We start from the raw sequence: 26,842 nt of genomic DNA, 5'->3' as shown, positions 1-26,842 counted from the left end.
TCTTACACGTCTTACTATCTTACTCTCTTACTGTCTTACTCTCTTCCAGCTGAATTACTTTCGGAAACAGAATATTGTTCTCCAGGTGAATGTGCTGGTGCAGATCTCCTTCAAATTCCTCCAGTTTTTTGTAGAGAAAATTAAAGCTGTTGCAGGCATTTGGCGGCACTGAATAACCGTTGGTCAGTTCACGCAATTGTCTTAACAGATCGCCGGCAACTTCATGGTCCTGCTCCATTACCCAAATTGGTTTTTCGATTGAGTCAAATGTCTGTTTGAATGGACCAGCACTATCATTACCTTGTTCCGTATGCTTGATGTAAGGGAAAAGAATGCGTTCCTCTTTTACCATATGTGTCGTCAGCTCATTGAGCAATTCAACAACACACCTGCGGATCTCCGGAAGTTCAGCAAACTTATCACTGTGTTTTCTTGCCACTTTTTCACTTAGCTCATCCAACAGTTGGGTGCTTTCGCGTACATATTTATGATGCACATTAACGATGTAATCGGCCAGGAACGAAAGCGGCCATGAGTCAAAATCGTGCTGCACTGCTGAAGCGGAGCCAGGCTGTTCGGCTTTTTCAAGCTCGCGTTTTACAGATTCAACATCCAATCCGTGTTTTGCACAAGCTTCCTCAACAGTTTTCTTGCCACCACAACAATAGTCTATTCCCAGTTTTTTGAATACCTCGGCTTTTCTGAAGTTCTTACGGGCCATTTCACCAATGGTTTCAGCGGCATTATTCAGCGCTTCTTTTTTTATTTCCACTTCCCAGGTTAACGGGCCTTCCTGCAGATAAGTCCATGAAAACGAAGCACCGCGGGCGCTTCTAAGTTCATAATACAGCGGCTTGGGATCGTGATCATTCCGGATAGTCAGCGCTTCGCCGTCTCCGAGATTATCAAACAGATTAAAAATAGCAGCATGCCGGTGCACCGGTTCTATTGTAGTAACGTCAACAATTAAATTCGTACTCATAATCGTGTCTTTATTGTAAGTGATTGATTTTGTATTTTAATTAAGGACAAAAACATCCTTAATTTGATCAAAAAAATAGCTTACGCTATCTTTAAAAAACTACTGCCTTTTTGTAATTTTTTGGCCATATCACCAATGGTAATGCCAGTAAGCATGCTGGCAATATTGGTGCGGATTGCTTTGTATTTGTTATGCAGGGGGCAAGGCTCCTTTTCTGAACAAGCTCTTAATCCCAGCCCGCAACGTGATAATGCCTCGGTACCTTCCACCGCTTCAACGAGCGCTATAAGCGGCCGGTTCATTTGCTCTTCATCCATAAAAAAACCACCGTTAACGCCTTTCTGTGAACTAACGAGCCCTTCACGGGTCAGTATCTGGAGAATTTTAGCTGTAAAATGCCTGGGTGCCTCGATCTTTTCGCAGATCTCGGTAATGCCTATTTTATAGTCTTTGTCATGTTGAGAAGCAATATACACTGCAGCTCTGATTCCGTATTCACAGGTTTTTGAAAAAAGCATTTTGCTCGATTTTATGGCAAAGATAATGCAATAAAGGACAAAAACATCTTTTATTTAATGTGCAAATGGGACAATGTGCAGATGAGCAAATATGCGAATGTGCAAATGAAAACCATCCGCAGCCGGGTGAATAAGATAGGATCGATGCTATTCATTGTTTGAATCACTCGTTATTAATTATCTTGCCCGGCTTCACGTTCACACCGTTCATTTTCAACTATTATTGCCCCACTAAAGGTGTGAAATACTTCTTTAATGAACAACGGCCACGTTAACCCAGTCTAATTTTATTAAAAACGTCAAGCTCAATTCGTGCAATCCCGAAGGGATGAAATTATTATAGAAGGATATACACGCCTGTATTTAAAACCCGAAGCCCGCCTGACCGAACGGGCAGGGGTTGACATTATATAATGCCACCCTTTCAGGGTTTGAATAAAGATTTTACGCATTTCTATAATAATTTCATCCCTTCGGGATTGAGTCGATCTGCGCTAACCTATTTCATTATATCGTTGTTATCACCTTACCTGATCGTACGAGCGCGCATGGCTCTGGTTCTTTTCCTTTCATTCTAAGGAGTATGAAACATCAAATACTTCTCTTCCTAGACCCGGCTTAAATTCATTTTACAACTATCGTCTGACAGGGTTTTAGATCTCAATTTTTTCAATCTTTATTCTGACAACGATGATTTTTCAATTGTCCATTTTCAAATCGCCGCACATTCGCATGGTCCATTTTCAATTTTCAATTGTCAATTGTCAATTTTGTCTCACCAACTCAATCCTAAACGTCGTTCCCTTTCCCACCTCACTCCACTTGATAAAAATGTCGCCCTTATGGTATTGTTTCATAATTCTTTTCGTGAGGGTTAATCCAAGGCCCCATCCTCTTTTCTTTGTTGTAAAGCCGGGCTTAAATACGTTGGCGATATTGGCTTTGCTGATGCCTTTGCCACTGTCTGTAACGTCTATTGTTATTTTAGCCGGCGCTTCTGCAACATGCACTTCAATTTTACCCTGGCCTTCCATTGCATCCAATGCATTCTTTAAAAGGTTTTCTATCACCCAATCAAAAAGTGGTGGCGAGATCATAGCCGCGATCTCCGGCTTGCCTTCGGTATCAAGCCTGAACTCGACTCTGTTACTCGCACGCTTCTTCATATAGTCAACCATGTACTGCAACTGGCTGATGATGTTTCTTTCTTCCAATTGTGGTTGGCTGCCAATCTTCCCAAACCTGTCCGTGATCAGTTCCAGCCGGTTCACATCTTTCACCAGCTCGGGGTTTATGGATTCAGTCCCCGGAATTTCTTTCAGCACTTCAATCCACCCTTTAAGGCTGGTTACCGGCGTACCAAGCTGATGGGCAGTTTCTTTCGCCATGCCAACCCAGAGCTGATTTTGCCTGCTGCGGTAGGTGGTTTGCTGTGCAATAATGGTTACAATAATAAACAGTGTTACTATGATCAGTTGCACAATAGGATAATAGCGCACCTGCGATTGCAACTTGCTTTTGCCATAATAATACTTGTTGGCAGTGTAAGGGCTTTTGGTAAGCACCATTACAATTGGCGCATGAAGCCTTTTAAACTCCTTCAGCTTGTGCAGCAGGTAGCCGGCATCTTCTTTTACTTTGATCGTATCGAGGTTAAGATAGTTGTTGGTGATGCTATCCTTCTCGTTTGTTTCAATAATGGGAATATCTTCATTTTCGCTGGAGATCTTTATCGCCAGGTTTAAGTTTGCTTCATCCGGAGCCTGCATGATCGTGCGTTGCGCTTCAACCCAGGATTCTACTCTTCTCGTTTCGTCAATGGCAATTTTATTTGCCAGGTATTGGGAATACCATATCGTACCCGATACAATAATAATCGCAATAAAAGCAAGCAACGTCCGCCAGTTAAGCCATTGTTTGATCATACGTTTTCTATCTGTCCGTTAGTATAGCATAGCCAGCCACAATCTAAATGGCAGAAGTGTATCAGATCTCTTATACATCTTCTTCATTCTCCTCTTCATAAACCTCCTGCGCTTGTTCCACGGGTGGCAGATTCTCAGACATGTCGCAAATCAGGTTCGCCGCAAGAGCGGTCCAGCCTGTTTGATGCGCTGCACCGAGGCCATGCAAAGTATCACCATGAAAATACTCATAAAAAAGAATAAGATGCTCATTTCCCGGTTGCTGGTAAAACCAGTTATAATCACCGTGGGCTTTGCGGCCAGACTGATTCAGTTCAAAAATACTGATCACTCTTTTCATCAGTTCCTCAGATACTTGCTCGAGGTTCAGGTAATTTCCCGATCCGGTTGGATATTCTACGCACAGGTTATCGCCATAAAAATCACCGTATTTTTTAATGGATTGTATAATGAGGTAATTGATGGGAATCCACACAGGACCGCGCCAGTTACTGTTGCCGCCAAAAAAGTTGGAAGTTGAATCTCCGGGATCATATTGTATGGTATAATCCGTTCCGTCGATATTTACCGTATAAGGGTTCTTTTCGTGGTATTTTGATAAAGCCCTGATGCCACCTTCCGATAAAAATTCTGTTTCAGACAGAATGCGCTGTAACAACGCAATCAGGCGTTCTTTTGGAATCAGCGAAAGCAAAATAGTTTCTTCATCGGCTTTTTCCTCATTTGGCCAGAATTTGTTGTTCTTTTTACGATAGTCTTCAAACCAGTCAAATCGTTTTCTGAAATCTCCCAGCTTATCGAATACTTTTTTATCAATAGTGGAAACCGCAAATAAAGAAGTAAGACCCACAATGGAGTGAATTTTTAATTGAATTGGATCATGCTCTTTGATTGCAAGCGTATCATAATAAAACTTGTCTTCGTTGTTCCACATGCCCAGCTCATTCAACCCCTCAGCTATCAATACAAAATGTTCGAAAAATTTAGTGGCGGCATCTTCAAAAGATGGATCGTGCATGGCAATCTCTATGGCCATATCCATGAGGTTAAGCGCGTACATGCCCATCCAACTGGTTCCATCGGCCTGCTCCAGTTCCATCTGGCCGTGCAGTGGCATGCTTCTGTTAAATACACCAATATTATCCAGTCCTAAAAATCCTCCTTCAAAAATGTTATTGCCGTTCGCATCTTTTCTATGGATCCACCAGGTAAAATTGATGATCAGTTTTTGGAAGATGCGTTTGAGAAAATTGATATCGCCCGTTCCTTTCTGCTTTTTCTCGATATGATAAACCTGCAATGCAGCCATGGCGTGTACCGGAGGATTAACGTCGCCAAAGTTCCATTCATACGCCGGGATTTGTCCGTCAGGCTTCATGTACCATTCGCGCATGATAAGAATAAGCTGATGCTTGGCAAATACCGGATCTACCAATGCCATGGAAACGCAGTGAAAACCAAGGTCCCACGCTGCATACCATGGATACTCCCATTTATCAGGCATAAGAACAATGTCCTGGTTCTTTAAATGCTGCCAGTCGTGGTTGCGCCCGGTCTTTCGCTCGGGACTCAGCGGACTTATATCGTCTGTCGTCGACAACCACCTTTCAATATCGAAGTGATAATATTGCTTGCTCCACAGAAGCCCGGCCAGCGCCTGACGCTGGATCTGCTTCCAATCCTCTGAAACATTCTTTGGCAATATTTCCGCGTAAAAGTCGTTAGCCTCCTGTTTTCTTGTAGCGAAGATGTGTTCAAACCCATGTGGAAAAGGCTGATCCATCAAAACATCAGATAATCGCAGGCAAATGCTCTTTGTTGCTCCGCCGGCAATTCTGTATTTGTACACCGGAGAAAATTTTGTGCCTTCAGTGTTTTCGCGCAGCTGATCTACATTCACATTGTTGATAATAGCCTCATTAAAAGCATCTTTTACAAATGGCGATTGATTGGGCCTGCCGAACAACTTTTCATGATTGGTTTCATTCTCGGTAAAAAGCGCCATATCTGCCTTTTGAAAATACAGGTAATAATTACCTAACCTTTCATGTGTTGCCTTTACAGCATTGTTATTTATCTTTTTTATGCAGGGTCGCTCCGTTAACCCACCATAGGACCAACGGTTGTAGAACCAAAGCGTTGGCAACACCGTTATTGGCGCCGCTGTTTTTCCCCGGTTGGTAATGTCTATTCTTATCGCAATGTCCCGCTTGCTATGCTTGGCATAAGTTATCTTAACGTCGAAGTATTTGTTGTCGTTAAATACGCCTGTATCCAGGATTTCGTATTCTGGCTCCAGCCGCGAGCGGTTCCTGTTCTTTTCAACCAGGTCTTCATACGGAAATTCCTGTTGCGGATATTTATACAGAAACTCCATGTAATAGTGGGTAGGAACATTATCGAGGTAGTAGTACAGTTCTTTTACATCTTCGCCATGATTTCCTTCAAAGTTACCCAGGCCATAAAGGCGCTCTTTAAGTATTTTGTCCTTCCCATTCCACAAAGCCACGGAAAAACAGAGATTCTGAAAAAAATCGGAGATCCCTCCCAAACCATCTTCACCCCACCGGTATGCCCTTGCATGAGAATGACTGAAAGGAAAATAGTTCCATGCGTCTCCATTACTGCTGAAATCTTCACGAACGGTTCCCCACTGCCTGTCGGACAAATAAGGTCCCCATTGTTCAAGTGGTACTTTTTTTAGCGCGTTTACTTTTAATCGTTGCTGCTCTGCTGTCATACGCATTCAAATATTAGTGCGACTGCTGTTACAAAAAATCTGTCGCAAATACATCTTCTCTCGCCATTGCATGGCACGGCTTTAGTTTGCAACAAACTACACACGCAAGCTTCGTTAATGAGGTAAGCTTTTTAAAAGTTTATAGAGTTAATCTCTTTCGGCGTGGCGATTGATCAGGGATTCAATAAGAAAGGTGACAATTGATAAAAGTATTCCGAACCAGAATGCACTCCACCAATTTACTACGTTGAAGCCTTTGACAATCAGGGCCGACCATTTGATGATGATCGTATTAATAACCAACAGGAATAAACCAAATGTGACTACAGTTATGGGAATGGTCAATATAATTAATATCGGCCGCACTATTGCATTTAATACCGCCAAAACCAAAGCAAGCAAAACTGCGCTTGTTCCGTTTTTTATAGATACCCCTGGAATAAAATGCGCTGCGATTAAAGCGGCCAGGGCCGTAACCAGTATTTTGCCAATAAATTTTCCCACGTTTTATATTTTACTGTTCAATACAGTTTTTATACAACAACCAGCTCATAAAACTCATCAGCAACCAGGTATTTGTTAGCGAGATCCCTGATTTCTTCCGCAGTTATTGCTCTTATTGTGTTGATACTATTATAAAAATACTCTTCTGTAAGGTTATTTAATACATAATTTTTCCACCGGGATATTACCTGGAACGGACCATCCAGGTCTCCAAGTATTGATCCCATCATGTAATTCTTTACCAGGTGCATCTCTTCATCATCAACGAGTTCTTTCCTGAGTATTTCCATTTCCTTGTACACTTCTTCAATTGTAGCGCGGCTCACATCACGGCCGGCTTCAGTACTAACCATCCAGGCACTGCTTTCAACATGGTTCTGCAGATAACTGTATATACCGTAGGTATAACCCTTTTCCTCACGGATATTACTCATTAACCGGCTGCCAAAAAAACCTCCGAAAATATTGTTCAACACCTGTACCTTGGTAAAATCCGGATGATGCCTGTTGGGAAACGGCCTTGCAATACGGATGGCGCCCTGCACACCGTTTGCATCATTGATCACCTCATATTTTTTTTGCACAGCTGGCTGGCGTAAATGGGTAATCTGCGGAATATCAGCCTTATTCAGTGCCAGGTGACCAAACGATTTATTCAGTTGTTCCTGTATATCCGAAGGAAGTTTTCCTGCAACAAACAGCAAACATTTTCCTTCTGAATAATATTGCTTGTAAAACTTCTCCAGATCCTCGCGTTGTAAAGCATCATAATCGCCAGTCAGCGTATATTTTCCATAAGGATGATCGTAGCCATACAGGTATTCATCAATGAGCCTGTTTGCTACAAACTCTCCCTTTTTAAGATTTACCTCCAGGCGTTGCTTCTGGTTTTGTTTATAAATAGCCAGTTCATCTTCCGGCAATGTGGCATCCGTTAAAAGTTCAGTTACAACCGGCAATAGCTCAGGTAAATGTTTACTTAGCGCATGAAGTGATATAGTTGCGGTTTCATTGTAACAGTTTCTGTTCAGGTAGGCTCCGTAAAACTCAAAATGCTCATTTATCGCAAAAGCATTCTTTTTAGTGGTTCCATTCTTCAACAGGTAATTTGTTGTTGCGGCTACTATATTTTTATCCTCATACCAGTTTCCTGCAAAAAATACCAGTTCAACCATCACAACATCCTGCGCACCGGCATCAATAGTATAAACAGGCACTCCGTTATCTAATTGAAAGTATGTATAGGGCTTAAGTTGTAAGTTAAAATCCACGGCGTCTTTTATGGCTGGCTCTTCTTTTCTGTTTATCATATCAAAAATTAAAAAACAAAAGTACGTGATTATGGCAGTCTCTTTTTCAAATTACGTGGTTAATATGGGGTGATGTAAGTTGTGCTACCGCGAAATTATTTTATCTTCAAAGCCAAACTTGACCTAACATGAGAGCATTCATCATTCTATCTTTCCTGGTTGTCGGGCTTAACGGATTTTCCCAGCAAAAAGATACAATTGCCGACAAACAATGGAAATTTGAAAGCAAGCCTGTATGGGCCGATGAGTTTAACTACACCGGAAAGCCCGACCCTTCAAAATGGGGCTATGATGTTGGAGGCAGTGGTTGGGGAAATAACGAGCTGGAATATTATACGGATAAAGGCAATGCTTCCGTGGCCAACGGAATGCTCACCATTGAGGCAAGAAAAGAAAAAAAAGGCGACAAAGAGTTCACATCGGCGCGCATGGTCACCAAAAATAAAGCTGATTTTTTATACGGAAGATTTGAGATAAAAGCCAAACTCCCAACCGGCAAGGGATTGTGGCCTGCTATCTGGATGTTATCCACCGACTGGAAATATGGCGGATGGCCCGAATCCGGCGAAATAGACATAATGGAACAGGTTGGATATGATCCCGACAGTATTCACATCAGCGTTCACACAAAATCATTTAACCACGTAATACACACGCAAAAAACGAGTGTTACAAATGTGCCTACTGCAACCAGCGATTTTCACATTTACCGCATTGACTGGACGCCTTATGATATAAAAGGATTTATTGATGATAGGCAATGCTTTCAATTTAAAAATACGGGTAAGGGATTTGCAGAATGGCCCTTTGATAAACGATTTCATTTGTTGCTGAATGTGGCAGTAGGAGGTAACTGGGGCGGACAAAAAGGAATTGACGAAAGTGCATTTCCCGGAAAAATGGAAGTGGATTACGTGCGGGTTTATAAAATGATTGAATAGGTTTGTTTCACGCATATTTCTCGCGGCGAGCGCGAAGAAGCAGCGACGCAGCGATTTACGCTCTTACGCTCTGCTAAGCCTCCGGGCTTTGTAGCATTACTCTATCGCTTGCAGCGATTTTTTTGCTCTATCCGATAAAAAAGAAACACATTTATTTCTCGCGGCGAGCGCAAAGAAGCAGCGGCGCGGCAATTTATGCTCTTACGCTCTGCTAAGCCTCCGGGCTTTGTAGCATTACTCTATCGCTTGCAGCGATCCTCTCAGTCATTTTTTTCCATAAAATCAATTACCTGATAAAAATCAAGCCCCAACACACTTTTTATCATTTCTTCTCCAACCCATGCATCCTTACTTCGCGCATTACCATTTTTCTTCATTTATAAAAGGGATGCGTGATCAGACATAAACTTATATGCACAGTTTTTCTTCTTTTCTCAGCATCCCTTAATTTTTGTTTGCGCGCCCAGGAAGTAAAAAAAGATTCGGTATCACGGGGCACAGCTAATCGTATTCTTACTTTCTCCGGATTACTGCAGACCAGATATTCATTATCACTCAACCGCCGTGTTGATGTGGCTGGTAAAAATATTGATTCAGGTAATTGTGTTACCAACAGTTTTTCTTTAAGGCGCGTACGTTTGCAGGCTAACGCAAAAATAAATGCTCACTTCGATGCAAGCCTGCTCATAAATTTTGCGGAGTTCAATTCATCCAATGTAAATAATAAGGTGTTAGAAAATGCGTTTGTACGATATACGCTCAACAGGCACTTGCATGTTATCGCGGGACAATACCGGCCTTTCTTCGGTATAGAAGATCTGATTCCGGCAGATCTTATTCAATCGCTGGACTATTCCAATCAGTACAATGCTTTTGGCAGTAACGGCTGGCAAAGTTTTCAATTGGGCATGTGCATTTATGGTGATCTTAATAAAGAAAACAAAATGCCTGTCCGCTATTATGTCGGCGTACACAATGGAAATAACCGCAATCAGCAAACAGACAACGACAACAACAAACATATTTATGCAAGGATTGAAATAAGCCCTTTTAAAAGGACTACGATTGGCGTTAATGGCGGATCAGGCAGCACCGATAACAGGAATGGTTATGCCTGGGGAGGAGATTTTGCTACCGACCTTTCTTTAAGCAACCGCCTATCACTAAAACTTTCCGGTGAATATAAAGATGGGACAAACTTCTCGGCATTTAAAAGTTGTGGCGGAATTCACCCACTTGATCAGTTTAAAATGAAAGGATTTTATGTTTTGCCAACATTAAAATACCGTTGTATGGGCAAACAAGTAAGTTCATTACAGGTATCGTCCCGCTACGAATATTTTGACGAAAATTACAAACAGCCAACCAACGATACGAGGCAAACAATCACTCCGATGGTAGCAATGGAATTCGCAGATAACTTTTCTGCATTATTACAGGCAGGCGTTTATATTGACATCTATAAAACAAATATTCCCTTAACAACAATGTATTCGCACAATACAGCAATTGTTCAGTTACAGGTGAGATTTTAGTCTGATTTCACGGATCCGGGTGATTGGTTGGCCGGAGCAACAAATGAAGCGGTTGGTTGTTATAGATGTAATAATTTTTTTAAGAAAAGCGTACATAAGTATATTCTTCATCTTAATCAGGAAGCTATGAAATCTGCAACACATCAGCGCAAATTATGGATGGCCGGCACGGGACTCTTTCTCTGTTTTTTTCTCGTCATTCATTTACTTGGCAATATTCAACTACTGCTTCCCGGTGAAGAGGCAAAGCAACAATTCAATTGGTACTCACATTTGCTTGCAGGCAATATTATCATCGAGGTAATTGCTTATGTTTTGTATGCTTCTATTATCGGCCATGTTGTTTACGCCCTAGTCGTAACACGAAAAAATAAACTGGCGAGCGGTAAGAAATATAAATATGACAGACGCAGTTCCGCCTCCACATGGCAGAGCCGCAATATGGGTTTGTTAGGCACAATTATTTTCGCATTCCTCGTTATTCACTTCAAAGACTTCTGGTATCAATACAAATTCACGACGTTGCCTCTGGATGAGAAAGGAAACAAAGATCTGTACACAGTAGTTGTAGCTGCTTACAAAGAATGGTGGTATGTCGTCATGTACGAGGTTGCTATGATTGCACTAGGCTTTCACCTTTTACATGGCTTTTTCAGTGCGGGACGTACGTTAGGCGTTTATCACCCGAAATATATCAGGTGGGTAAAAGTGGCCGGATGGGCTTATACCGGCATTATTACCATCGGATTTATGTTGATACCTGTATACGTTCATTTTACAAAAGCTTAAACCATGAATGCAAAAATTCCGGAAGGCAAATTGTCAGAAAAATGGAGTAATTATAAATCGCATGCAAAGCTTGTAAACCCGGCCAACCGCAAAAAGCTGGATATAATTGTGGTGGGCACCGGTTTAGCCGGAGCATCATGTGCGGCGTCACTGGCAGAACAAGGCTACAACGTAAAATCCTTTTGTTTCCAGGATACGCCAAGGCGCGCACACTCTGTGGCTGCGCAGGGCGGGGTTAATGCATGTAAGAATTATAAGAATGACGGCGATAGCGTCTATCGTATGTTTTACGATACAATTAAAGGCGGTGATTTCCGCTCGCGCGAAGCAAACGTTTACCGGCTTGCAGAATGTTCTGCCAACCTGATTGACCAGGCTGTTGCGCAAGGTGTTCCCTTTGCAAGAGAATATGGTGGTTATTTAAATAACCGTTCGTTTGGTGGTGTACAGGTTTCGCGAACATTTTACGCACGCGGACAAACGGGTCAGCAATTATTGCTTGGTTCATACCAGGCGCTGATGAGGCAGGTTGCTGCCGGAAGGATTCAATTGTTTTCAAGACATGAAATGCTTGAGCTTGTTGTCATCGACGGAAAAGCCAGGGGTATTATTTCGCGTGATCTTGAAACAGGTGAAATTGAACGTCACAGTGCACATGCTGTTGTTCTGGCAACCGGCGGTTACGGAAAGATCTATTATTTATCAACATTGGCGATGGGCTGCAATGGTTCAGCGATCTGGCGTGCGCATAAAAAAGGCGCGTACATGGCGGGCGTGAGCTGGATCCAGGTGCACCCAACATCTCTGCCTCAACATGGCGAACATCAGTCCAAGCTGACATTGATGTCTGAATCGCTACGCAATGACGGCCGGATCTGGGTTCCTAAAAAACAAAATGACACGCGGCATCCTAATGACATTCCGGAAGAAGAAAGGGATTATTACCTCGAGCGTCGCTATCCATCCTTCGGCAATCTTGCACCCCGCGATATTTCTTCCAGAGCTGCCAAAGAACGCATCGATGCTGGCCATGGTGTTGGCGAAATGAAGAATGCTGTATGTCTTGATTTTTCAAAAGCGATCAGGGAACAGGGCAAAGACAAGATTGAAGAAAAATACGGCAACCTTTTCCGTATGTATGAAAAGATCACGGGGATCAATGCTTATACGGAGCCCATGCTGATCTCGCCATCTGCGCATTTCACCATGGGAGGCTTGTGGGTAGATTATGAACTGATGACTACCATTCCTGGTTTGTTTGCTTTGGGCGAAGCCAACTTTGGAGATCATGGCGCAAACAGGCTTGGAGCAAATTCGTTATTGCAGGCCTGTGTGGATGGCTATTTTATTGCTCCATATACTATCCCCAATTACCTGGCAGGAGAACTAAAGACAGGCAAGATCGACGTAAAGGATCCTGCGTTTGATTTCGCAGAAAGAAAGGTTCGCCGGCAGCTGGGTGATTTAATGCATATTCAAGGGCATCTGTCTGCGGACTACTTCCACAAAACACTGGGCAAATTATTGTATGACAAATGCGGGCTCAGCCGCAGCAAAGAAGGGTTGGAAGAAGCGATCAAAGAAATTAAAATGTTACGCGAAAGGTTCTACAAGGAACTGCGAATACCTGGCGACGGCAAGGTAAACAGTGAGCTGGAAAAGGCCGGCCGCGTGGCAGACTATCTTGAACTGGGAGAACTCATGTGTTATGATGCGTTAACCCGCAACGAATCCTGCGGTGCGCACTTCAGAGAAGAATACCAGACTCCCGATGGCGAGGCACTCAGAGATGACCAAAATTTCTGCTTTGTATCAGCCTGGGAGTACAAGGGAAAAGACGCAGAAGAAGAACTGCATAAAGAACCATTGGAGTTTACAGAGGTGGAACTGGCGGTGAGAAGCTATAAGTAGCAAGTACGAAATACGAAGTACGAAGTACCTTGATTGATCAGGCGAACTGAATACAGGCTTTTTAATTGTTAGTAAGTATGAAGTTGGAAGTACTTAGGTTTATCGGGCTCATTAAATCATTGGCCTTTTAATTATTTAGAAGCTTCAAAAAATATTAGCAAGATCACAGCAACGTACTTCGTACTTCGTAACTCGTACTTGAAACCAGGTCAAAATAAAAAGGACACTGATGCACCTTTCACTATTCACCATTCACTATTGACTTAATTTATTGATATGAAACTATACTTAAAAATATGGCGGCAGGAAGACCGGACCAGCTATGGAAAGCTTGCGGACTATACACTGGATAATGTTTCCGAGCACATGTCCTTTCTTGAAATGCTGGACATGCTGAATGAAGCGCTTGTTGAAAAAGGTGAACGTGTGGTTGAATTTGATCATGATTGCAGGGAAGGAATTTGCGGACAATGCGGCGTTATGATTAACGGCCGGGCACACGGACCGCTGTCGAACACAACAACCTGTCAGCTTCACATGCGTTCATTTAAGGATGGTGACACGATTTATATTGAACCGTTCCGCGCGACAGCGTTTCCTATCATCAGGGACTTGAAGATAGATCGTACTTCTTTTGATCGCATTATAGCCGCGGGAGGATTTATTTCTGCCAGCACAGGACAAGCACCGGAAGCAAACAGTATTCCGATCAATCACGAAACTGCAGAAGCGGCATTTGACTCTGCAGCCTGCATTGGTTGCGGCGCCTGTGTAGCCACTTGCAAAAATTCAAGCGCGGCGCTGTTTACATCAGCCAAGGTTGCTCACCTTGCATTACTACCACAAGGAAAAGAAGAAGCGCGCACCCGGGTAAAGAGTATGATGAATCAAATGGACAGCGAAGGATTCGGCCACTGCACAAATACCGAAGCTTGTGAAGTTGAATGTCCACAGGAGATCTCGGTCCTGAATATTGCGCGTATGAACTACGAATACAACAAATCACGGATCCTGGAAAAATAAACGGGCTGTTGGCACGGATTCGTATTTGAAGAAACTGTAAGGGTAAGCCTTAAATATCGTCACATGAGAAAAAACATTGGATGGCTATGGGTGATACTGTCACTTATAGCTTCCACCTCCAGTATCACATATGCTTACTGTATGCGGTTAGAGCTGAATGAAAAAAAGCTGCATTCTTTATTACTATTATCAGCTTGTTTTTTTGCCATGGTCTTTCACGCAATTGGTTACTTGAAAAAGCTCAACCAAAATGATTAGCACGCTTTGTTACTGAACAAATGCAGCTACCGCGGTTTGCTGTCAGGCCATCAACAGTCAGGCTCTTGATGAAACACCTTCTGCATAAATTTTTATGGTGAAATATGGTGATTACCGTATTTTCACATTACGCCTGATTATTATGACCAGCAACAATAAAGAAAAACATCCCGAGGGGCCCGATAAGCCATTGCAAACCCTGCTTGCATTGTCTGAAAACTTTTATAATTGCTTTTATGATATAATCAATGCGATCCCGGACTTCATTTTTGTCATGGATAAAGAAGGCAACTATGTTGATTATAAAAAAGGAATTGGGGAGATTTACCAGCAGGATTCATTTATCTACAACTCCAACATCCGCGATCATAATTTTCCAGGAGATTTCGCTTCAGAATTAATGCATCACATCACTTATCCTATTGAAACGGGTAAAATCCATTATTTCAACTATGACCTTCCTTTTCCCAATGGAATTGTGCGTAGTTACACATCAAGATGCATAAAAATCAATGATCAGTACTCCATGCGCATCGTACGCGATGTAACTGATATACAGAACAATGTAAAATTGCTGCACCAGCGCAACAAAGAGCTGATGCATCAATCAACACAATTGCGTCAGTACGCTTATCTTGTTTCACACAACCTGCGTTCTCCTATCACCAATATGCTGGGTATTATAGATCTGATCAAGGATGGCCTTGTAAGCGATGAAGAACTTAACGAAATGATGGGCATTCTGTACAAAGAAGTTTCCAAACTGGATGTAATTTCCAGGGAAATGAACCAGGTACTTAAGGCCAACGAAAACGAACAGGTCTTTAAGATCTATTGATGTAACAGATTATCGATCGCTGCGTGATATACCTCAAAATTGAAGGATTGTAACAGCCGCTGCATATTATCTGTGATTGCGTCGTTTTTCAGATTACCAATACTTCCCTCGTGTGTGTGCGCCACTTTTGTATCGTAGGTAAACACATTGTCTTCAATAGCAAAACCAACTTGCTTGTAAGCATCTCTAAAAGCCACGCCTTCTAAAACAAGCTTGTTTACTTCTTCAACACTGAACAGGTATTTGTACTTCTCGTCTTCAAGAATATTCTTCTTAACCTCCATGTTGTTCAGCATCAGGCCGGCCATATCAATACAATCGCGCAATATGCCGAGGGCAGGGAACAGGTGTTCTTTCAGCAGTTGAAGATCGCGATGATAGCCGGAAGGCAGATTGGTAGTCATCATCATGATCTCGTTAGGCAAAGATTTTATCCTGTTGCATTGAGAGCGGATCAGTTCAAAAACATCCGGATTCTTTTTATGAGGCATAATGCTGCTTCCTGTGGTTAACTCAGTGGGAAAACTAATAAAACCAAAGTTCTGATTCAGATACAGACAAGCATCCATTGACAATCTTGCCAGTGTATCAGCAACATTCGCCAAAGCCATCGCTACAATTCGTTCCGCTTTTCCCCGCCCCATTTGTGCATACACAACATTATAGTTTAAATCGGCAAAGCCAAGCAACTCTGTCGTCATGGTCCTGTTGATCGGGAAAGAAGATCCGTAACCGGCGGCAGAGCCTAACGGATTTTTATTAACAACATCATAGGCAGCTTTCAGCATCACGGTATCGTCTACAAGACTTTCCGCATAAGCGCCTAACCACAAACCAAAAGAAGATGGCATTGCTAACTGCAGGTGGGTATAGCCTGGCAATAAATCGTCTTTGAATTCTTCGCTTTTAGCAATCAATAATTCGAAGAATGATTGTACAGACAAAACGGTCTTTTCTATCTCACTGCGCAAAAACAGTTTAACATCCAGCAAAACCTGGTCATTACGGCTTCTGGCAGAATGGATCTTTTTACCTGTATCACCTAGTTTCTCCGTTAATAAAAACTCTACCTGGGAATGAATGTCTTCAACATCTGGTCTGATAGAAAATTCATCTTCGCTGATGCTGGTGTATATTTTTCTAAGCTCTTTTACAAGATCAGCAGCTTCGTCGTTTGTCAACAGGCCCACGCTGGCCAGCATTTTTGCGTGCGCAATATTGCCGATCACATCAAAAGGCGCCAATAAAATATCGAATTCACGATCATTACCAACAGTAAATTGTTCTACCTCTTTAAGTGATGCTGTATTCTTTTGCCAGAGCTTCATAGTAAATATTTTACCTTATTTCATTTAGTTCAAAAGTCCCCGCCTGACCAGTCGGGCAGGAAAATTAAAAAGTCAAAATCGATTCGTGTGTTAGGATCAGCGTAAAATCTTATCTAACAACTGAATATATAAGTCAATGCCGTTGGTTATTTCATCAAGGAAGATGAACTCATCCGCAGTGTGGCTACGTGCGCTATCGCCAGGCCCCATTTTAAGTGTTGGAAAGTTCATCAGAGCTTTGTCGCTGGTAGTGGGCGAGCCGTAATAAGTTCTTCCCAACTCAACACCTGCCTGGATCAGCGGATGGTCAACCGCAATTGAAGTAGACCGAAGACGGCTGCTTCTCGGCTGAACATCGCTTTTAACATTGGCACGGATTATATCCAGGACCTCTTCAAAAGTGTACAGTTCGTTCACTCGCACATCAACCGTAAACTTACACTCATGCGGAACTACATTGTGTTGGGAACCAGCATTGATAATGGTTACGCTCATTTTCATGGGGCCAAGCAGGCTCGAAACCTTATCATATTTATAATTGCGGAACCACTGAATATCGTCAACTGCTTTATACAAAGCATTTTCGCCTTCCTCACGTGCAGCATGGCCGGCTCTTCCGTGTGCCGTACAATCGAGCACGAGGAGACCTTTCTCAGCGAGCGCCATATTCATTAATGTAGGCTCGCCTACAATTCCGAAATCAATTTTTGGCAGACGTGGTAACAGGATTTCCACACCGTTGTGGCCGGAAATCTCTTCTTCAGCTGTGGCTGCAATAACCAGGTTATATTTTAAAGATGGCTCCTTATAAAAATGAAGGAATGTAGCAATGAGTGAAACAAGACATCCGCCTGCATCATTGCTGCCCAAGCCATATAATTTTCCATCTTTTTCAATGGGAGAGAAGGGATCTAATGTGTACCCCTTATTGGGTCGTACCGTGTCGTGATGAGAATTTAAAAGAATGGTGGGTTTGCTTTCGTCGAAATATTTGTTCTTAGCCCAAATGTTGTTGAGGTAGCTGTACGTTGTAACTCCTTTGGACTCAATAAAACTTTCGATGATCTCCGCTGTTACTTCTTCCTCTTTACTAAAGGAAGGCGTGGAGATCAATTGTTTCAGCAGACTTGTCGCATTTTTTGCAAGTATCGAAATATTCTCATTCATTACAGTCGGTAAATTCATTATCATAAAATCACTGATCTTTCAACCAGTTATTTGTTATAAAATGTTGCTGTAGTAGTTTGGTGTTTCTCATTGTGAATGTCATGTCAAGTACGAGTTACGAAGTACGAAGTACCTATGTTCAACAGTTCGCCTTTTCGCACAGCCCTTCGTACTATTCTTGTATTGTTGTCCCTGCCTTGCCTGTTATAAGGGCCTGCAACTCTTCGGCTTTTCCTATCACCACTTTGCTTACACCTTTTTTAAGAGCGGTGAAAGCATTGTCCAGTTTCGGGATCATGCCGGCGAAAATCACATTCTTTTCTTTCAATTCCTTGTATGATTCGGGATTTATGCCCGGGATCACCGTGCTATCGTCTTCTGCATTTAACAACACACCGCTTTTTTCAAAAGAGTAGATTAGCTGCACACTATATAGACCACTCATTGCCTGGGCAATCTCCTGCGCAATTGTATCTGCATTGGTGTTAAGCAGTAAACCTTCTTTATTATGAGTGATGGGCGCCATTACCACATTTACATCCTGGTCAAGCAAGCTTTTCAGTAAACTGGTATTGATGGAATCAACGTCTCCCACAAAACCATAGTCAATTGTCGGATGAACTCTTTTGTGAGATTGAATAACATTTCCATCTGCACCGCATAAACCGATCGCATTGCAACCTCTTGCCTGTAACTGCGCTACAATATTTTTGTTAATGTAACCGGCATATACCATGGTTACAATCTTGAGTGTTTCAGCGTCGGTAATTCTTCTGCCATCAATCATCTGTTGCTCAACGCCAAGCTGTGCAGCCATTTTGGTCGCCAGTTTTCCGCCGCCGTGCACCAGGATCTTCTTGCCTTCAACCGAAGCAAAAGAAGTTAAGAATGATGACAGCTTTTGTTCATCATCTATAATGTTACCGCCAACCTTTATGATAATCAACTTGTCCATGATAAGTCAAAAATAAAAAGTCAAAATTCAAAAGGCCCTAACGTTCAATCCATCTTCCATATCTCTATCTTGACTTTATGCAAAAAAATCTGATTCCAATTACTTAACCTGTCTCACCTTTCACTATTCACCCTTCACTATTCACTTTACCAGAACTATTCACCTCTCTGAAGGATCTCACTAATCACCGCCTGCGCCGCCCAAACCCTGTTAGCCGCTTCCTGTGTTACGATGCTGTTTGCACTGTCCAACACTTCATCGCTCAATTCAACATTTCTTCTTACGGGAAGGCAATGCAATACTTTGGCGTTATTTGTCAGTTTCAGCTTTTCTTCAGTAAGCATCCATTTAGGATCATTCGCATAGATCTTTCCATAATCATTAAAAGTGCTCCAGTTCTTTACGTATACAAAATCCGCATCTTTTAAAGCTTCGTCCTGGTTATGCGTGATGGTTGCTCCTTTGGTAAACTGTTCTGATAATTCATAATCTTCCGGATGCGTAATTACAAATTCAGCTTTGCCATCCCATGCGTTTACCCATTGTGCAAAGCTGTTGGCAACGCACTGAGGTAATGTTTTAACATGCGGCGCCCAGGTAAGAACCACCTTGGGTTTGTGTGCCGGTGCATGTTCTGTCATGGTAATGATATCGGTAAGACTTTGTAATGGATGCAATGTTGCACTTTCCAGGCTGATCACAGGAACTCCACAATATTTGATGAACTGGGAAATATACAATTCGCTGTAATCATCTTCGCGGTTTTTTAGTGAAGGAAAGGTTCTGATACAAAGGATATCAAAATAGCTTCCCAGGACCGGTGCTGCATCTTTAATATGTTCAGCCTTGTTTCCGCTCATAATGGCACCTTCTTCAAATTCAAGTGCCCAACCCTCTTTATCCACATTAAATACAATGGCTTCCATACCCAGGTTCTGCGCTGCCACCTGTGTGCTTAAACGGGTTCGCAAACTTGGATTAAGGAATAATAGACCGATGCGTTTGTTTACGCCAAGATTTTTGTCTGTAAGTGGATTGGCCTTGTATGCCAACGCTTTTTTTACCAATGCATTGATGTCTGTAACATCATGAACGGAAATAAATTGCTTCACTGTTGAGTTGTAAGTTTTACGTTGTACGTTATACGTTTATTATAGCGTAGTTAAAATCATACGCTGTATGTTGTTACGTAGCCGGTATTTGTGCCCCCGGGCCTAAACGTACAACGTACAACGTATAACTTCTAACCTTATTCTACAGTTTCTTCTGTTGTTGTGGTGGAAGCTGGCTGTAATTCAGCGATAGCTTCTTTTAATGCATCCAGGAATTCATCTACCTGTTTTCTGCTGATACCGAGTGATGGTAATAAACGGATCACGTTTGGTTTTGCTTCTCCGGTGAAGATGAAGAAGTCGTTCAGCAATTTCTTGCGCAGATCTTTCAATTCCTCAGGCACGTCAAAACCAATCATTAAACCGCGACCACGCACGTTGGTAATGCCGTCGATGGCTTTCAAACGGTTCAACAAATACTGACCTCTTTGTTTTGCTACATCAATCAGCTTTTCATCTTCCAGCACTTCCAGTACCGCAATGGCGGCAGCACATGCAAGATGATTACCGCCGAAAGTTGTGCCGAGCATTCCATGTTTAGGCTTGATGTGTGGCGCAATCAAAATTCCACCAATGGGGAATCCGTTGCCCATACCTTTTGCCATAGTATAGATATCAGCATTTACTTCTGCATAATCGTGCGAGAAGAATTTACCGGTACGACCGTAACCGCACTGCACGCTGTCCGCGATAAATACTGCATCGTTTTGATCACAAAGTCTGCGGATCAGTTGCAGAAAGCTTTCCGTAGCGATCTGAATACCGCCAACACCCTGAATACCTTCTACAATAACCGCACAAACATCTTTTCCCTTTGTCTGGAAATAGGTTTTCAGTGCAGCTTCATCGTTGAATGGCAGGAAGTCAACATTATCCGTTTCATTCACCGGTGCAACTATTGCCGGATTGTCTGTAGCGGCTACTGCTAAAGATGTCCTTCCATGAAACCCTTTCTTAAAAGCAACGATCTTCTTTCTTCCTGTGTGGAAAGAAGCCAGTTTAAGTGCATTCTCATTTGCCTCAGCACCGCTGTTGCAAAGGAATAGCTGGTAGTCTTCTTTGCCGCTCAGCTTACCGAGCTTGTCCGCCAGCTCCTGCTGCAACGGAATACGGACAGAATTTGAATAGAAAGCAATTTTTTCTAACTGCTCTTCAATTCGTCTTACCCACACAGGGTGAGTATGTCCGATACTGATAACGGCATGACCGCCGTACATGTCTAAGTACTGTACACCATTCTCATCCCAAACATAAGAACCCTGGGCCTTGGTGATGGTGATGTCGTTGATGGGGTAAACGTCGAAAAGCTTCATATAAGTTGTACGTTATAAGTTTTACGTTATACGTGAAAAGAGTTGCAGAGTGTGCGTTCCGGTTATATGCTGAATTTTAAAACGCCCAAAGATCAGGCTTACAATATAACTCGTTACTTATACCTCACAACTTCTTCCTCACTTTATTAATAAGGGCGATAAGCATGGCTTTGATCTGATTGATATCATCGTCAAGTTCTATGTACTTATCTTCCCCGATGTAATTTAAATCCTTCGATAGCAATAGAAAATATTCCGTTTCGTTGGCAGAACCTAGTGCTATATTTAAAAAATGTGCCAACTCATTTTGTGAACATTTACCGCATCCTTCCGCAATATTTGCGGGAATAGATGAAGTAGCTCGTCTTAACTGGTTTGTCAGGCTATACAGCTCATCTTTCGGAAAACCTTTTGTCAAACCATACACACTCAATGTAAATGAGTGTGCTCTTTCCCAAACCTTCAGCTCTTTATAATTTTGCATGATATACGTTTTACGTTGTTACGTTGTACGTTTTTCATGGTAGCATTTACGTGGTACGTTGTAAGTTATACGTGGTACGTTTATCAAATTTTATGTGATACCGTCGTTTTTTCTCCGCTAAGATCAACGTAAAACGTATAACGTACAACTTATAACTCTCCTAAAATCCCGCACTTTTCAACCTCAACCCCGCACTTTCCTCCAACCCAAACATCAAATTCATATTCTGCACTGCCTGGCCGCTGGCTCCTTTGAGGAGATTGTCGATGGCGGAATGGATGACGAGTTTGGTACCTACCTTTTCCAGTTGAATGACGCATTTGTTGGTGTTAACCACCTGTTTAAGGAAAATGGCGTCGTTGCTTACAACGGTGAAAGGATGAGCTGCATAAAATTCGTTGAACAAAGCAGTTAATGATTCCAAAGAACTGTCGCAGGTGATGGTGGAGCTGATAAAAATGCCCCGTGTAAAATCTCCCCGCCATGGCACAAAACTAAGATCAATATCGCTGTCCGGATACAATTGTTGCAAGGTTTGTCCAATTTCTCCTAAGTGCTGGTGTGTCAATGTTTTGTAAGCCTGTATATTGTTTGCTCTCCAGCTAAAGTGGGATGTGGAGCTTAAACCCTGTCCCGCGCCGGTAGAACCTGTAATGCCTGTTGTGTAAATATTTTCCAGTAATCCGGCTTTTGCAAGCGGCAATAATCCGAGCTGGATTGCTGTTGCAAAACAACCGGGATTGGCAATATTATGTGCCGATTTGATTTGCGCTTTATTTAATTCCGGCAGACCATACACAAATGTGCGGTCGCCCAGAACTGCATGCTGAGAAAGCCTGAAATCGTTGGAAAGATCGATGATTTTAATGTGAGGAGCGATAGTATTTGCCTGCAAAAATTTCTTTGCCTCACCGTGGCCGGTGCAAAGGAACAGCACATCCACATCATCAGACAATTCACCGGTGAAGTGTAAATCTGTGTCTCCAACTAAATCCTGGTGAACCTTATAAAGCGGGTTACCAGCATTGCTTTTACTATGTACAAAACTAATTTCTGCGTGAGGGTGATTGATGAGTAAACGAATTAACTCTCCGCCTGTATAACCGGCGCCACCTATTATGCCTGCTTTAATTTTCTTGCTCATAATAATTGCATCAATTTATTTCTATCCAGATGATAAATCTTTTCGTTGCGGGTGTGTGCCGCGATGGCTACAGAGTTGAGTCCGATAACCATTTGATAGCACCTTAACCGCTCTTCCATGAATGGAATTTGTAGTTGCCTTTGTTGCACGAACTGTTGCCAGTAGCCTTTGTAATCAACCGTCTCTGTATTGAAAAAAAGGTAGGCAATGTCGTAGAGAAAATCTCCCAGCGCCGCTTCGCCCCAATCAATTACTCCTGTAATTTTCTTTCCGTCGCTTAACACATTGTCGAAGCCGGCATCGCCGTGAACAAGGTATTTTTCCGTTTTACAAAAGGGTAGAAGTTGTTTTATTCTATTCAGCGCAACTTTGTGAAGCATGCTTTCAAAAAGTCCGTCGTTCACCAGTTGCTGAAGCGTGTAATCCATTTTGTGATTGTGGAAACTTAGCAGCCAGTCTTCCCAACTATTATATGTTCCCTCAAAACGCTCGTTCATTAATGCCCAGCCGTTCAATCCGTTTGTGTTGAAAGTCCGCATCTGCAGTAGCGTATCGAACAGCTCAAAAACAATTTCGGAGGATGTTACATGGTCATCAATCAAAGTAATCCCGCTGCATTTCTCACTTACTGCGTAGAAATTATCTCTGAATTTTCCGATTAGTCTTATTCCAGGGACCGGAGTAATTTCGTGCAATAACTCCCAGGCTTTTTGATCCTTTCTGAAATCTTTATCACTTCCGTTAATTCTTAATACCCAATCTTTTCCCTCGTGTCTGAATGAATAAGCTTGCGACCACCAGCCTTTTGATAATTGTTTTACTTCATCTGCAGGATAAAATCCGGCATCCTTGCAAAGGCTCATTATATCTTGCTCATCAAACATTCACCCTGTCGTTGTTGGTTGATGGTTGAGAGCTTAATATAAACTCGAGATCATCAGCAGCATTGTTGCTGATGCGGTGCTTCTTTCCTGCTTCAATGTGAAAACCGTTGCCGGCAATAACGTTGAAGCTTTCTCCTTCAACTTCAAAAGTTGCTGTTCCGCTTAATATGAAAAAGAACTGTTGTGCATTTTTATGAAAATGCAGCGCCTCACTTGTTTGAGGAGGCATGCGTTCCTGCTTAACTGATAATTGTTCGGTATCAGCTAAAACCCAGCCATCACAATTGTTTCCCCAGAGGTAGTGTTGTAATGGCTGTTCTTTGCTGCGTATTGACATGTAAAAAGTTAAGCTGTTATAAGCACAGTGATGCTATACTTATTAGGATATTATTGTTGCTTTTCTGCATCTTCCCTTATCAGGTGATACATGGAAGTTTGATTACCAAAAATCTTGCTAAATCCACGCACATCTTCACCAGTCCATCCATTATTCATTTCTCCGTATTTACCAAATTTGCTACTCATCAGGTCATACTTAGATTCGATACCCAATACCTGGAAACGGTAAGGTTGAAGGTAGACAAACACATCACCGGTTACAGTTTGCTGTGAACTTTGAAGGAATGCTTCAATATCGCGCATAACAGGATCCAGAATTTGACCTTCATGCAGCCAGTTTCCGTAGAAATTAGCAATATTGTCTTTCCAGCTTAACTGCCATTTGGTAAGAACATGTTTTTCCAAAGCATGATGCGCTTTTAGAATAACCATTGGCGCAGCGGCTTCAAAACCAACGCGTCCTTTAATACCGATGATGGTATCACCCACATGTATATCGCGACCAATGCCATAAGCGCCGGCAATACTTTGCAAGTATTGAATAGCTTCTGAAGGGTGACTGAAGGTTTTGTCGTTTACAGCAGTTAGTTCACCTTTTTCAAAATGTAGTTTAACTTCTTCACCTTCGTGTTTGGTAACCTGTGTGGGCCATGCTGATTCAGGCAACATGCCTTTTGAAGAAAGTGTTTCTCTTCCGCCAACACTTGTTCCCCATAGTCCTTTATTGATAGAGTACGCGGCTTTCTCAAAGTTCATGTTCACACCCTTGGCCTTAAGGTATTCTATCTCCTGCTCGCGGCTTAGTTTAAGATCACGGATCGGCGTAAGGATCTTCACGTCAGGGATCATGATGTGGAACACCATATCAAAACGTACCTGGTCGTTACCTGCGCCAGTGCTACCGTGTGCAACTGTATCTGCGTTCAATGCTTTTACATGATCAGCAATATGCAGCGCCTGAACAAGTCTTTCAGCACTTACACTTAGAGGATAAGTATTGTTTTTCAACACATTCCCAAATACCAGGTATTTGATAATGCGGTCGTAGTAGCCTTTAACGGCATCTACTGTTGTATGTGTTTTAACGCCCAGCTTGTAAGCGTGAGCTTCAATATTTTTTAATTCTTCTTCACTAAATCCACCCGTGTTAACAATAACACTGTGTACATCATAACCAAGATCGTCACTTAAATATTTTACGCAATAAGTTGTATCCAGGCCGCCGCTAAAACCAAGCACCAGTGTTTTCTTTCCGCTGCCGGCAGCATCGGGACTAAACTGAAAATTTACATTGTTGGAAAAGCTCATTGTAAGATGTTGATATAGTTGAAAAAAAGAAAGTCAAAAGTAAAAATTCCCCGCCTGACCAGTCGGGCAGGAAAAGTCAAAAATCAAAAGTCAAAACATTCGTAGCTGTTTCTGCGCCCTGCTAACTAGAAATTAAAGAAATGGAAGAACGATTTGGTTTTGGTGGGATTGCCGCCGCCGCCATTTTCGTCTTTGCTCTTTTTTCTGAATGCCTGCAGGAACTTGCTTTGCTTTAAACGCAGCAAACGCTCATAGATCTTTGATTTCTTTTCAAAGTATTCTTTGGTTTCCTGTGGCTCGTAGTGATCTTTAGGATCATACAGCATAGCAGTGCACATACAGTTCTTTCTGTCCTTGCTCATCAGAATATCATAGTTCACACAGCTTTTACAGCCTGCCCAGAAAGAATCATCCTGTGTCAACTCAGAATAAGTAACCGGCTCGTAACCCAGCTCACTGTTGATCTTCATTACTGCAAGACCGGTGGTTAAGCCAAAAAGTTTTGCATTAGGATATTTCTCCCTGCTAAGGTCGAAGATCCTTTTTTTAATTCCTTTGGCAACACCGCTTTTACGAAATTCAGGGGAAACGATCAATCCGCTGTTCGCTACATACTCACCATGGCTCCAGGTTTCTATATAACAAAAACCAACCCATGTACCGTCTGTTGTTAACGCTATCACAGCTTTACCTTCTTCCATTTTGTTGGCAACGTAATCGGGACTGCGTTTAGCAATACCTGTTCCACGCGCTTTGGCTGAAGATTCCATTTCATCTGTAATAGTTTTAGCGTAATGAACATCGCCACTATTAGCTACACGAATGATGATATTATTTTGTTCCACTTTTGTCTTTTTGATAAATAAGCTAATCGAAGTATCCTTTGCAGCCTGGAATTTGAGGCTGCCTGACGCATTGAATTGATATGGATGCAATGCATTGAGTTAGTCTCAGATACGAGGTCGTCGGATAGGTCGGAAAACAGGGAGATTAGCCAAAGAAACAACACCCATCAATGAAGGATGGAAAGCGAATAAGTTGTGATGTGTTGTGTTTTCTTTCAACTTCAGTTCAGAATGAAATTGTTATCCAAAATTGTTAAGACGCAAAAATAATGATGTTTATAATATGTGAATAGATTTTTTTATCAAATTATGGTTAAGAAAGAAAGTAATAAACGAATGGTTGTTTTTTTGTTGAACCACGGAGGCCCGGCGAACACAAAGGGACACGGAGGCGTATGTTTAGTGAAAATTGAAAATTCCTGCCCGACCAGAGTCATTCAGGCGGGGACAATTGAAAATGAATGACGAGGAGATGGATTAACTGGCAAAAAAATGCAAAGCAATAACATAGGAACACTGTCATGTCCGTACTGTATAGCGATCAGCATCTTAAATTAAAAAGAGCTAATACAAAAGCACCTAAAATTTCCCTGTGCCTCCTATGTTTGCCATATACAAAAAACAGGATTTTCAAAGTTGTTTAATATACCAATAGATTTGATACCCAAAAGTGAAAAAGGGTGAGAGTA

At 42.2% G+C, this 26,842-nt stretch carries 23 protein-coding genes; 6 read left to right on the top strand and 17 right to left on the bottom strand.

Annotation, left to right across the window (positions count from 1 at the left end; translation table 11 throughout):
* Positions 1-19 precede the first annotated feature (19 nt).
* The 6 genes from ric to QTN47_RS26095 all read right to left on the bottom strand — a co-directional run bounded on the left by ric (position 20) and on the right by QTN47_RS26095 (position 7,979).
* Positions 20-982 carry an iron-sulfur cluster repair di-iron protein gene (ric, locus tag QTN47_RS26120; RefSeq protein WP_369332404.1) on the bottom strand — a complete coding sequence of 321 codons (963 nt, stop codon included), beginning with the start codon at positions 980-982 and terminating at the stop codon, positions 20-22.
* Between the two features lie 80 nt (positions 983-1,062).
* Positions 1,063-1,500, bottom strand: coding sequence for an RrF2 family transcriptional regulator (locus tag QTN47_RS26115; protein ID WP_369332403.1), 438 nt, complete (start codon positions 1,498-1,500; stop codon positions 1,063-1,065).
* A 764-nt stretch (positions 1,501-2,264) separates the two neighbouring features.
* The gene (locus QTN47_RS26110) at positions 2,265-3,425 is read right to left on the bottom strand and encodes a sensor histidine kinase (protein ID WP_369332402.1); all 1,161 of its coding nucleotides are present in this window, start codon (positions 3,423-3,425) and stop codon (positions 2,265-2,267) included.
* Between the two features lie 70 nt (positions 3,426-3,495).
* On the bottom strand, positions 3,496-6,165 hold the full coding sequence (locus QTN47_RS26105) for an MGH1-like glycoside hydrolase domain-containing protein (protein WP_369332401.1): 2,670 nt from the start codon (positions 6,163-6,165) through the stop codon (positions 3,496-3,498).
* Between the two features lie 147 nt (positions 6,166-6,312).
* Positions 6,313-6,669, bottom strand: a complete 357-nt coding sequence (locus tag QTN47_RS26100) for a phage holin family protein (protein WP_369332400.1) — start codon at positions 6,667-6,669, stop codon at positions 6,313-6,315.
* A 29-nt stretch (positions 6,670-6,698) separates the two neighbouring features.
* Positions 6,699-7,979, bottom strand: coding sequence for a M16 family metallopeptidase (locus QTN47_RS26095; RefSeq protein WP_369332399.1), 1,281 nt, complete (start codon positions 7,977-7,979; stop codon positions 6,699-6,701).
* Positions 7,980-8,107: 128 nt separating this feature from the next.
* Between QTN47_RS26095 and QTN47_RS26090 the strand changes: the two genes are divergently transcribed.
* From QTN47_RS26090 to QTN47_RS26065, 6 genes are all read left to right on the top strand, one after another.
* The gene (locus QTN47_RS26090; RefSeq protein ID WP_369332398.1) at positions 8,108-8,920 is read left to right on the top strand and encodes a glycoside hydrolase family 16 protein; all 813 of its coding nucleotides are present in this window, start codon (positions 8,108-8,110) and stop codon (positions 8,918-8,920) included.
* Between the two features lie 392 nt (positions 8,921-9,312).
* Positions 9,313-10,455 (top strand): porin, encoded by a 1,143-nt coding sequence (locus tag QTN47_RS26085; RefSeq protein WP_369332397.1) that lies wholly within the window; start codon positions 9,313-9,315, stop codon positions 10,453-10,455.
* 126 nt (positions 10,456-10,581) lie between these two features.
* The gene (locus tag QTN47_RS26080) at positions 10,582-11,244 is read left to right on the top strand and encodes a succinate dehydrogenase cytochrome b subunit (RefSeq protein ID WP_369332396.1); all 663 of its coding nucleotides are present in this window, start codon (positions 10,582-10,584) and stop codon (positions 11,242-11,244) included.
* 3 nt (positions 11,245-11,247) lie between these two features.
* Positions 11,248-13,155: a fumarate reductase/succinate dehydrogenase flavoprotein subunit gene (locus QTN47_RS26075; RefSeq protein WP_369332395.1), complete on the top strand. Its 1,908-nt coding sequence runs from the start codon at positions 11,248-11,250 to the stop codon at positions 13,153-13,155.
* A 276-nt stretch (positions 13,156-13,431) separates the two neighbouring features.
* Entirely contained in the window at positions 13,432-14,178 is a 747-nt protein-coding gene (locus tag QTN47_RS26070; protein ID WP_369332394.1) for a succinate dehydrogenase/fumarate reductase iron-sulfur subunit, read from the top strand.
* 352 nt (positions 14,179-14,530) lie between these two features.
* Complete coding sequence (locus QTN47_RS26065; protein ID WP_369332393.1) at positions 14,531-15,274, top strand: sensor histidine kinase family protein; 744 nt, start codon at positions 14,531-14,533, stop codon at positions 15,272-15,274.
* Here the strand turns inward: QTN47_RS26065 and argH are convergent.
* From argH to QTN47_RS26010, 11 genes are all read right to left on the bottom strand, one after another.
* On the bottom strand, positions 15,268-16,602 hold the full coding sequence (gene argH, locus QTN47_RS26060) for an argininosuccinate lyase (protein WP_369332392.1): 1,335 nt from the start codon (positions 16,600-16,602) through the stop codon (positions 15,268-15,270). The genes QTN47_RS26065 and argH overlap by 7 nt on opposite strands.
* Before the next feature lie 96 nt (positions 16,603-16,698).
* The gene (locus tag QTN47_RS26055) at positions 16,699-17,793 is read right to left on the bottom strand and encodes a M20 family metallo-hydrolase (protein ID WP_369332391.1); all 1,095 of its coding nucleotides are present in this window, start codon (positions 17,791-17,793) and stop codon (positions 16,699-16,701) included.
* A 148-nt stretch (positions 17,794-17,941) separates the two neighbouring features.
* Entirely contained in the window at positions 17,942-18,724 is a 783-nt protein-coding gene (gene argB, locus QTN47_RS26050; RefSeq protein ID WP_369332390.1) for an acetylglutamate kinase, read from the bottom strand.
* 155 nt (positions 18,725-18,879) lie between these two features.
* Positions 18,880-19,836 (bottom strand): N-acetylornithine carbamoyltransferase, encoded by a 957-nt coding sequence (locus QTN47_RS26045; RefSeq protein WP_369332389.1) that lies wholly within the window; start codon positions 19,834-19,836, stop codon positions 18,880-18,882.
* Positions 19,837-19,973: 137 nt separating this feature from the next.
* The gene (locus QTN47_RS26040) at positions 19,974-21,149 is read right to left on the bottom strand and encodes an aspartate aminotransferase family protein (protein ID WP_369332388.1); all 1,176 of its coding nucleotides are present in this window, start codon (positions 21,147-21,149) and stop codon (positions 19,974-19,976) included.
* Between the two features lie 124 nt (positions 21,150-21,273).
* Positions 21,274-21,633 carry a four helix bundle protein gene (locus tag QTN47_RS26035; protein ID WP_369332387.1) on the bottom strand — a complete coding sequence of 120 codons (360 nt, stop codon included), beginning with the start codon at positions 21,631-21,633 and terminating at the stop codon, positions 21,274-21,276.
* A 160-nt stretch (positions 21,634-21,793) separates the two neighbouring features.
* Positions 21,794-22,777, bottom strand: a complete 984-nt coding sequence (gene argC / locus QTN47_RS26030; RefSeq protein ID WP_369332386.1) for an N-acetyl-gamma-glutamyl-phosphate reductase — start codon at positions 22,775-22,777, stop codon at positions 21,794-21,796.
* Complete coding sequence (locus QTN47_RS26025; protein WP_369332385.1) at positions 22,774-23,661, bottom strand: phosphotransferase family protein; 888 nt, start codon at positions 23,659-23,661, stop codon at positions 22,774-22,776. The genes argC and QTN47_RS26025 overlap by 4 nt, the downstream gene beginning before the upstream one ends.
* A complete protein-coding gene (locus QTN47_RS26020; protein ID WP_369332384.1) occupies positions 23,654-23,998 on the bottom strand; it encodes a cupin domain-containing protein in 345 nt (114 codons plus the stop codon). Before QTN47_RS26020 ends, QTN47_RS26025 begins: the two co-directional genes overlap by 8 nt.
* Before the next feature lie 50 nt (positions 23,999-24,048).
* A complete protein-coding gene (locus QTN47_RS26015) occupies positions 24,049-25,308 on the bottom strand; it encodes an argininosuccinate synthase (RefSeq protein WP_369332383.1) in 1,260 nt (419 codons plus the stop codon).
* Between the two features lie 125 nt (positions 25,309-25,433).
* Positions 25,434-26,153, bottom strand: a complete 720-nt coding sequence (locus QTN47_RS26010) for a GNAT family N-acetyltransferase (RefSeq protein ID WP_369332382.1) — start codon at positions 26,151-26,153, stop codon at positions 25,434-25,436.
* Positions 26,154-26,842 lie beyond the last annotated feature (689 nt).

Source organism: Danxiaibacter flavus, assembly GCF_041060425.1.
Taxonomy (GTDB): Bacteria; Bacteroidota; Bacteroidia; order Chitinophagales; family Chitinophagaceae; genus Danxiaibacter; species Danxiaibacter flavus.
The sequence above is the reverse complement of the archived record's forward strand: the minus strand, read 5'-3'. Positions and strand labels throughout refer to the sequence as shown.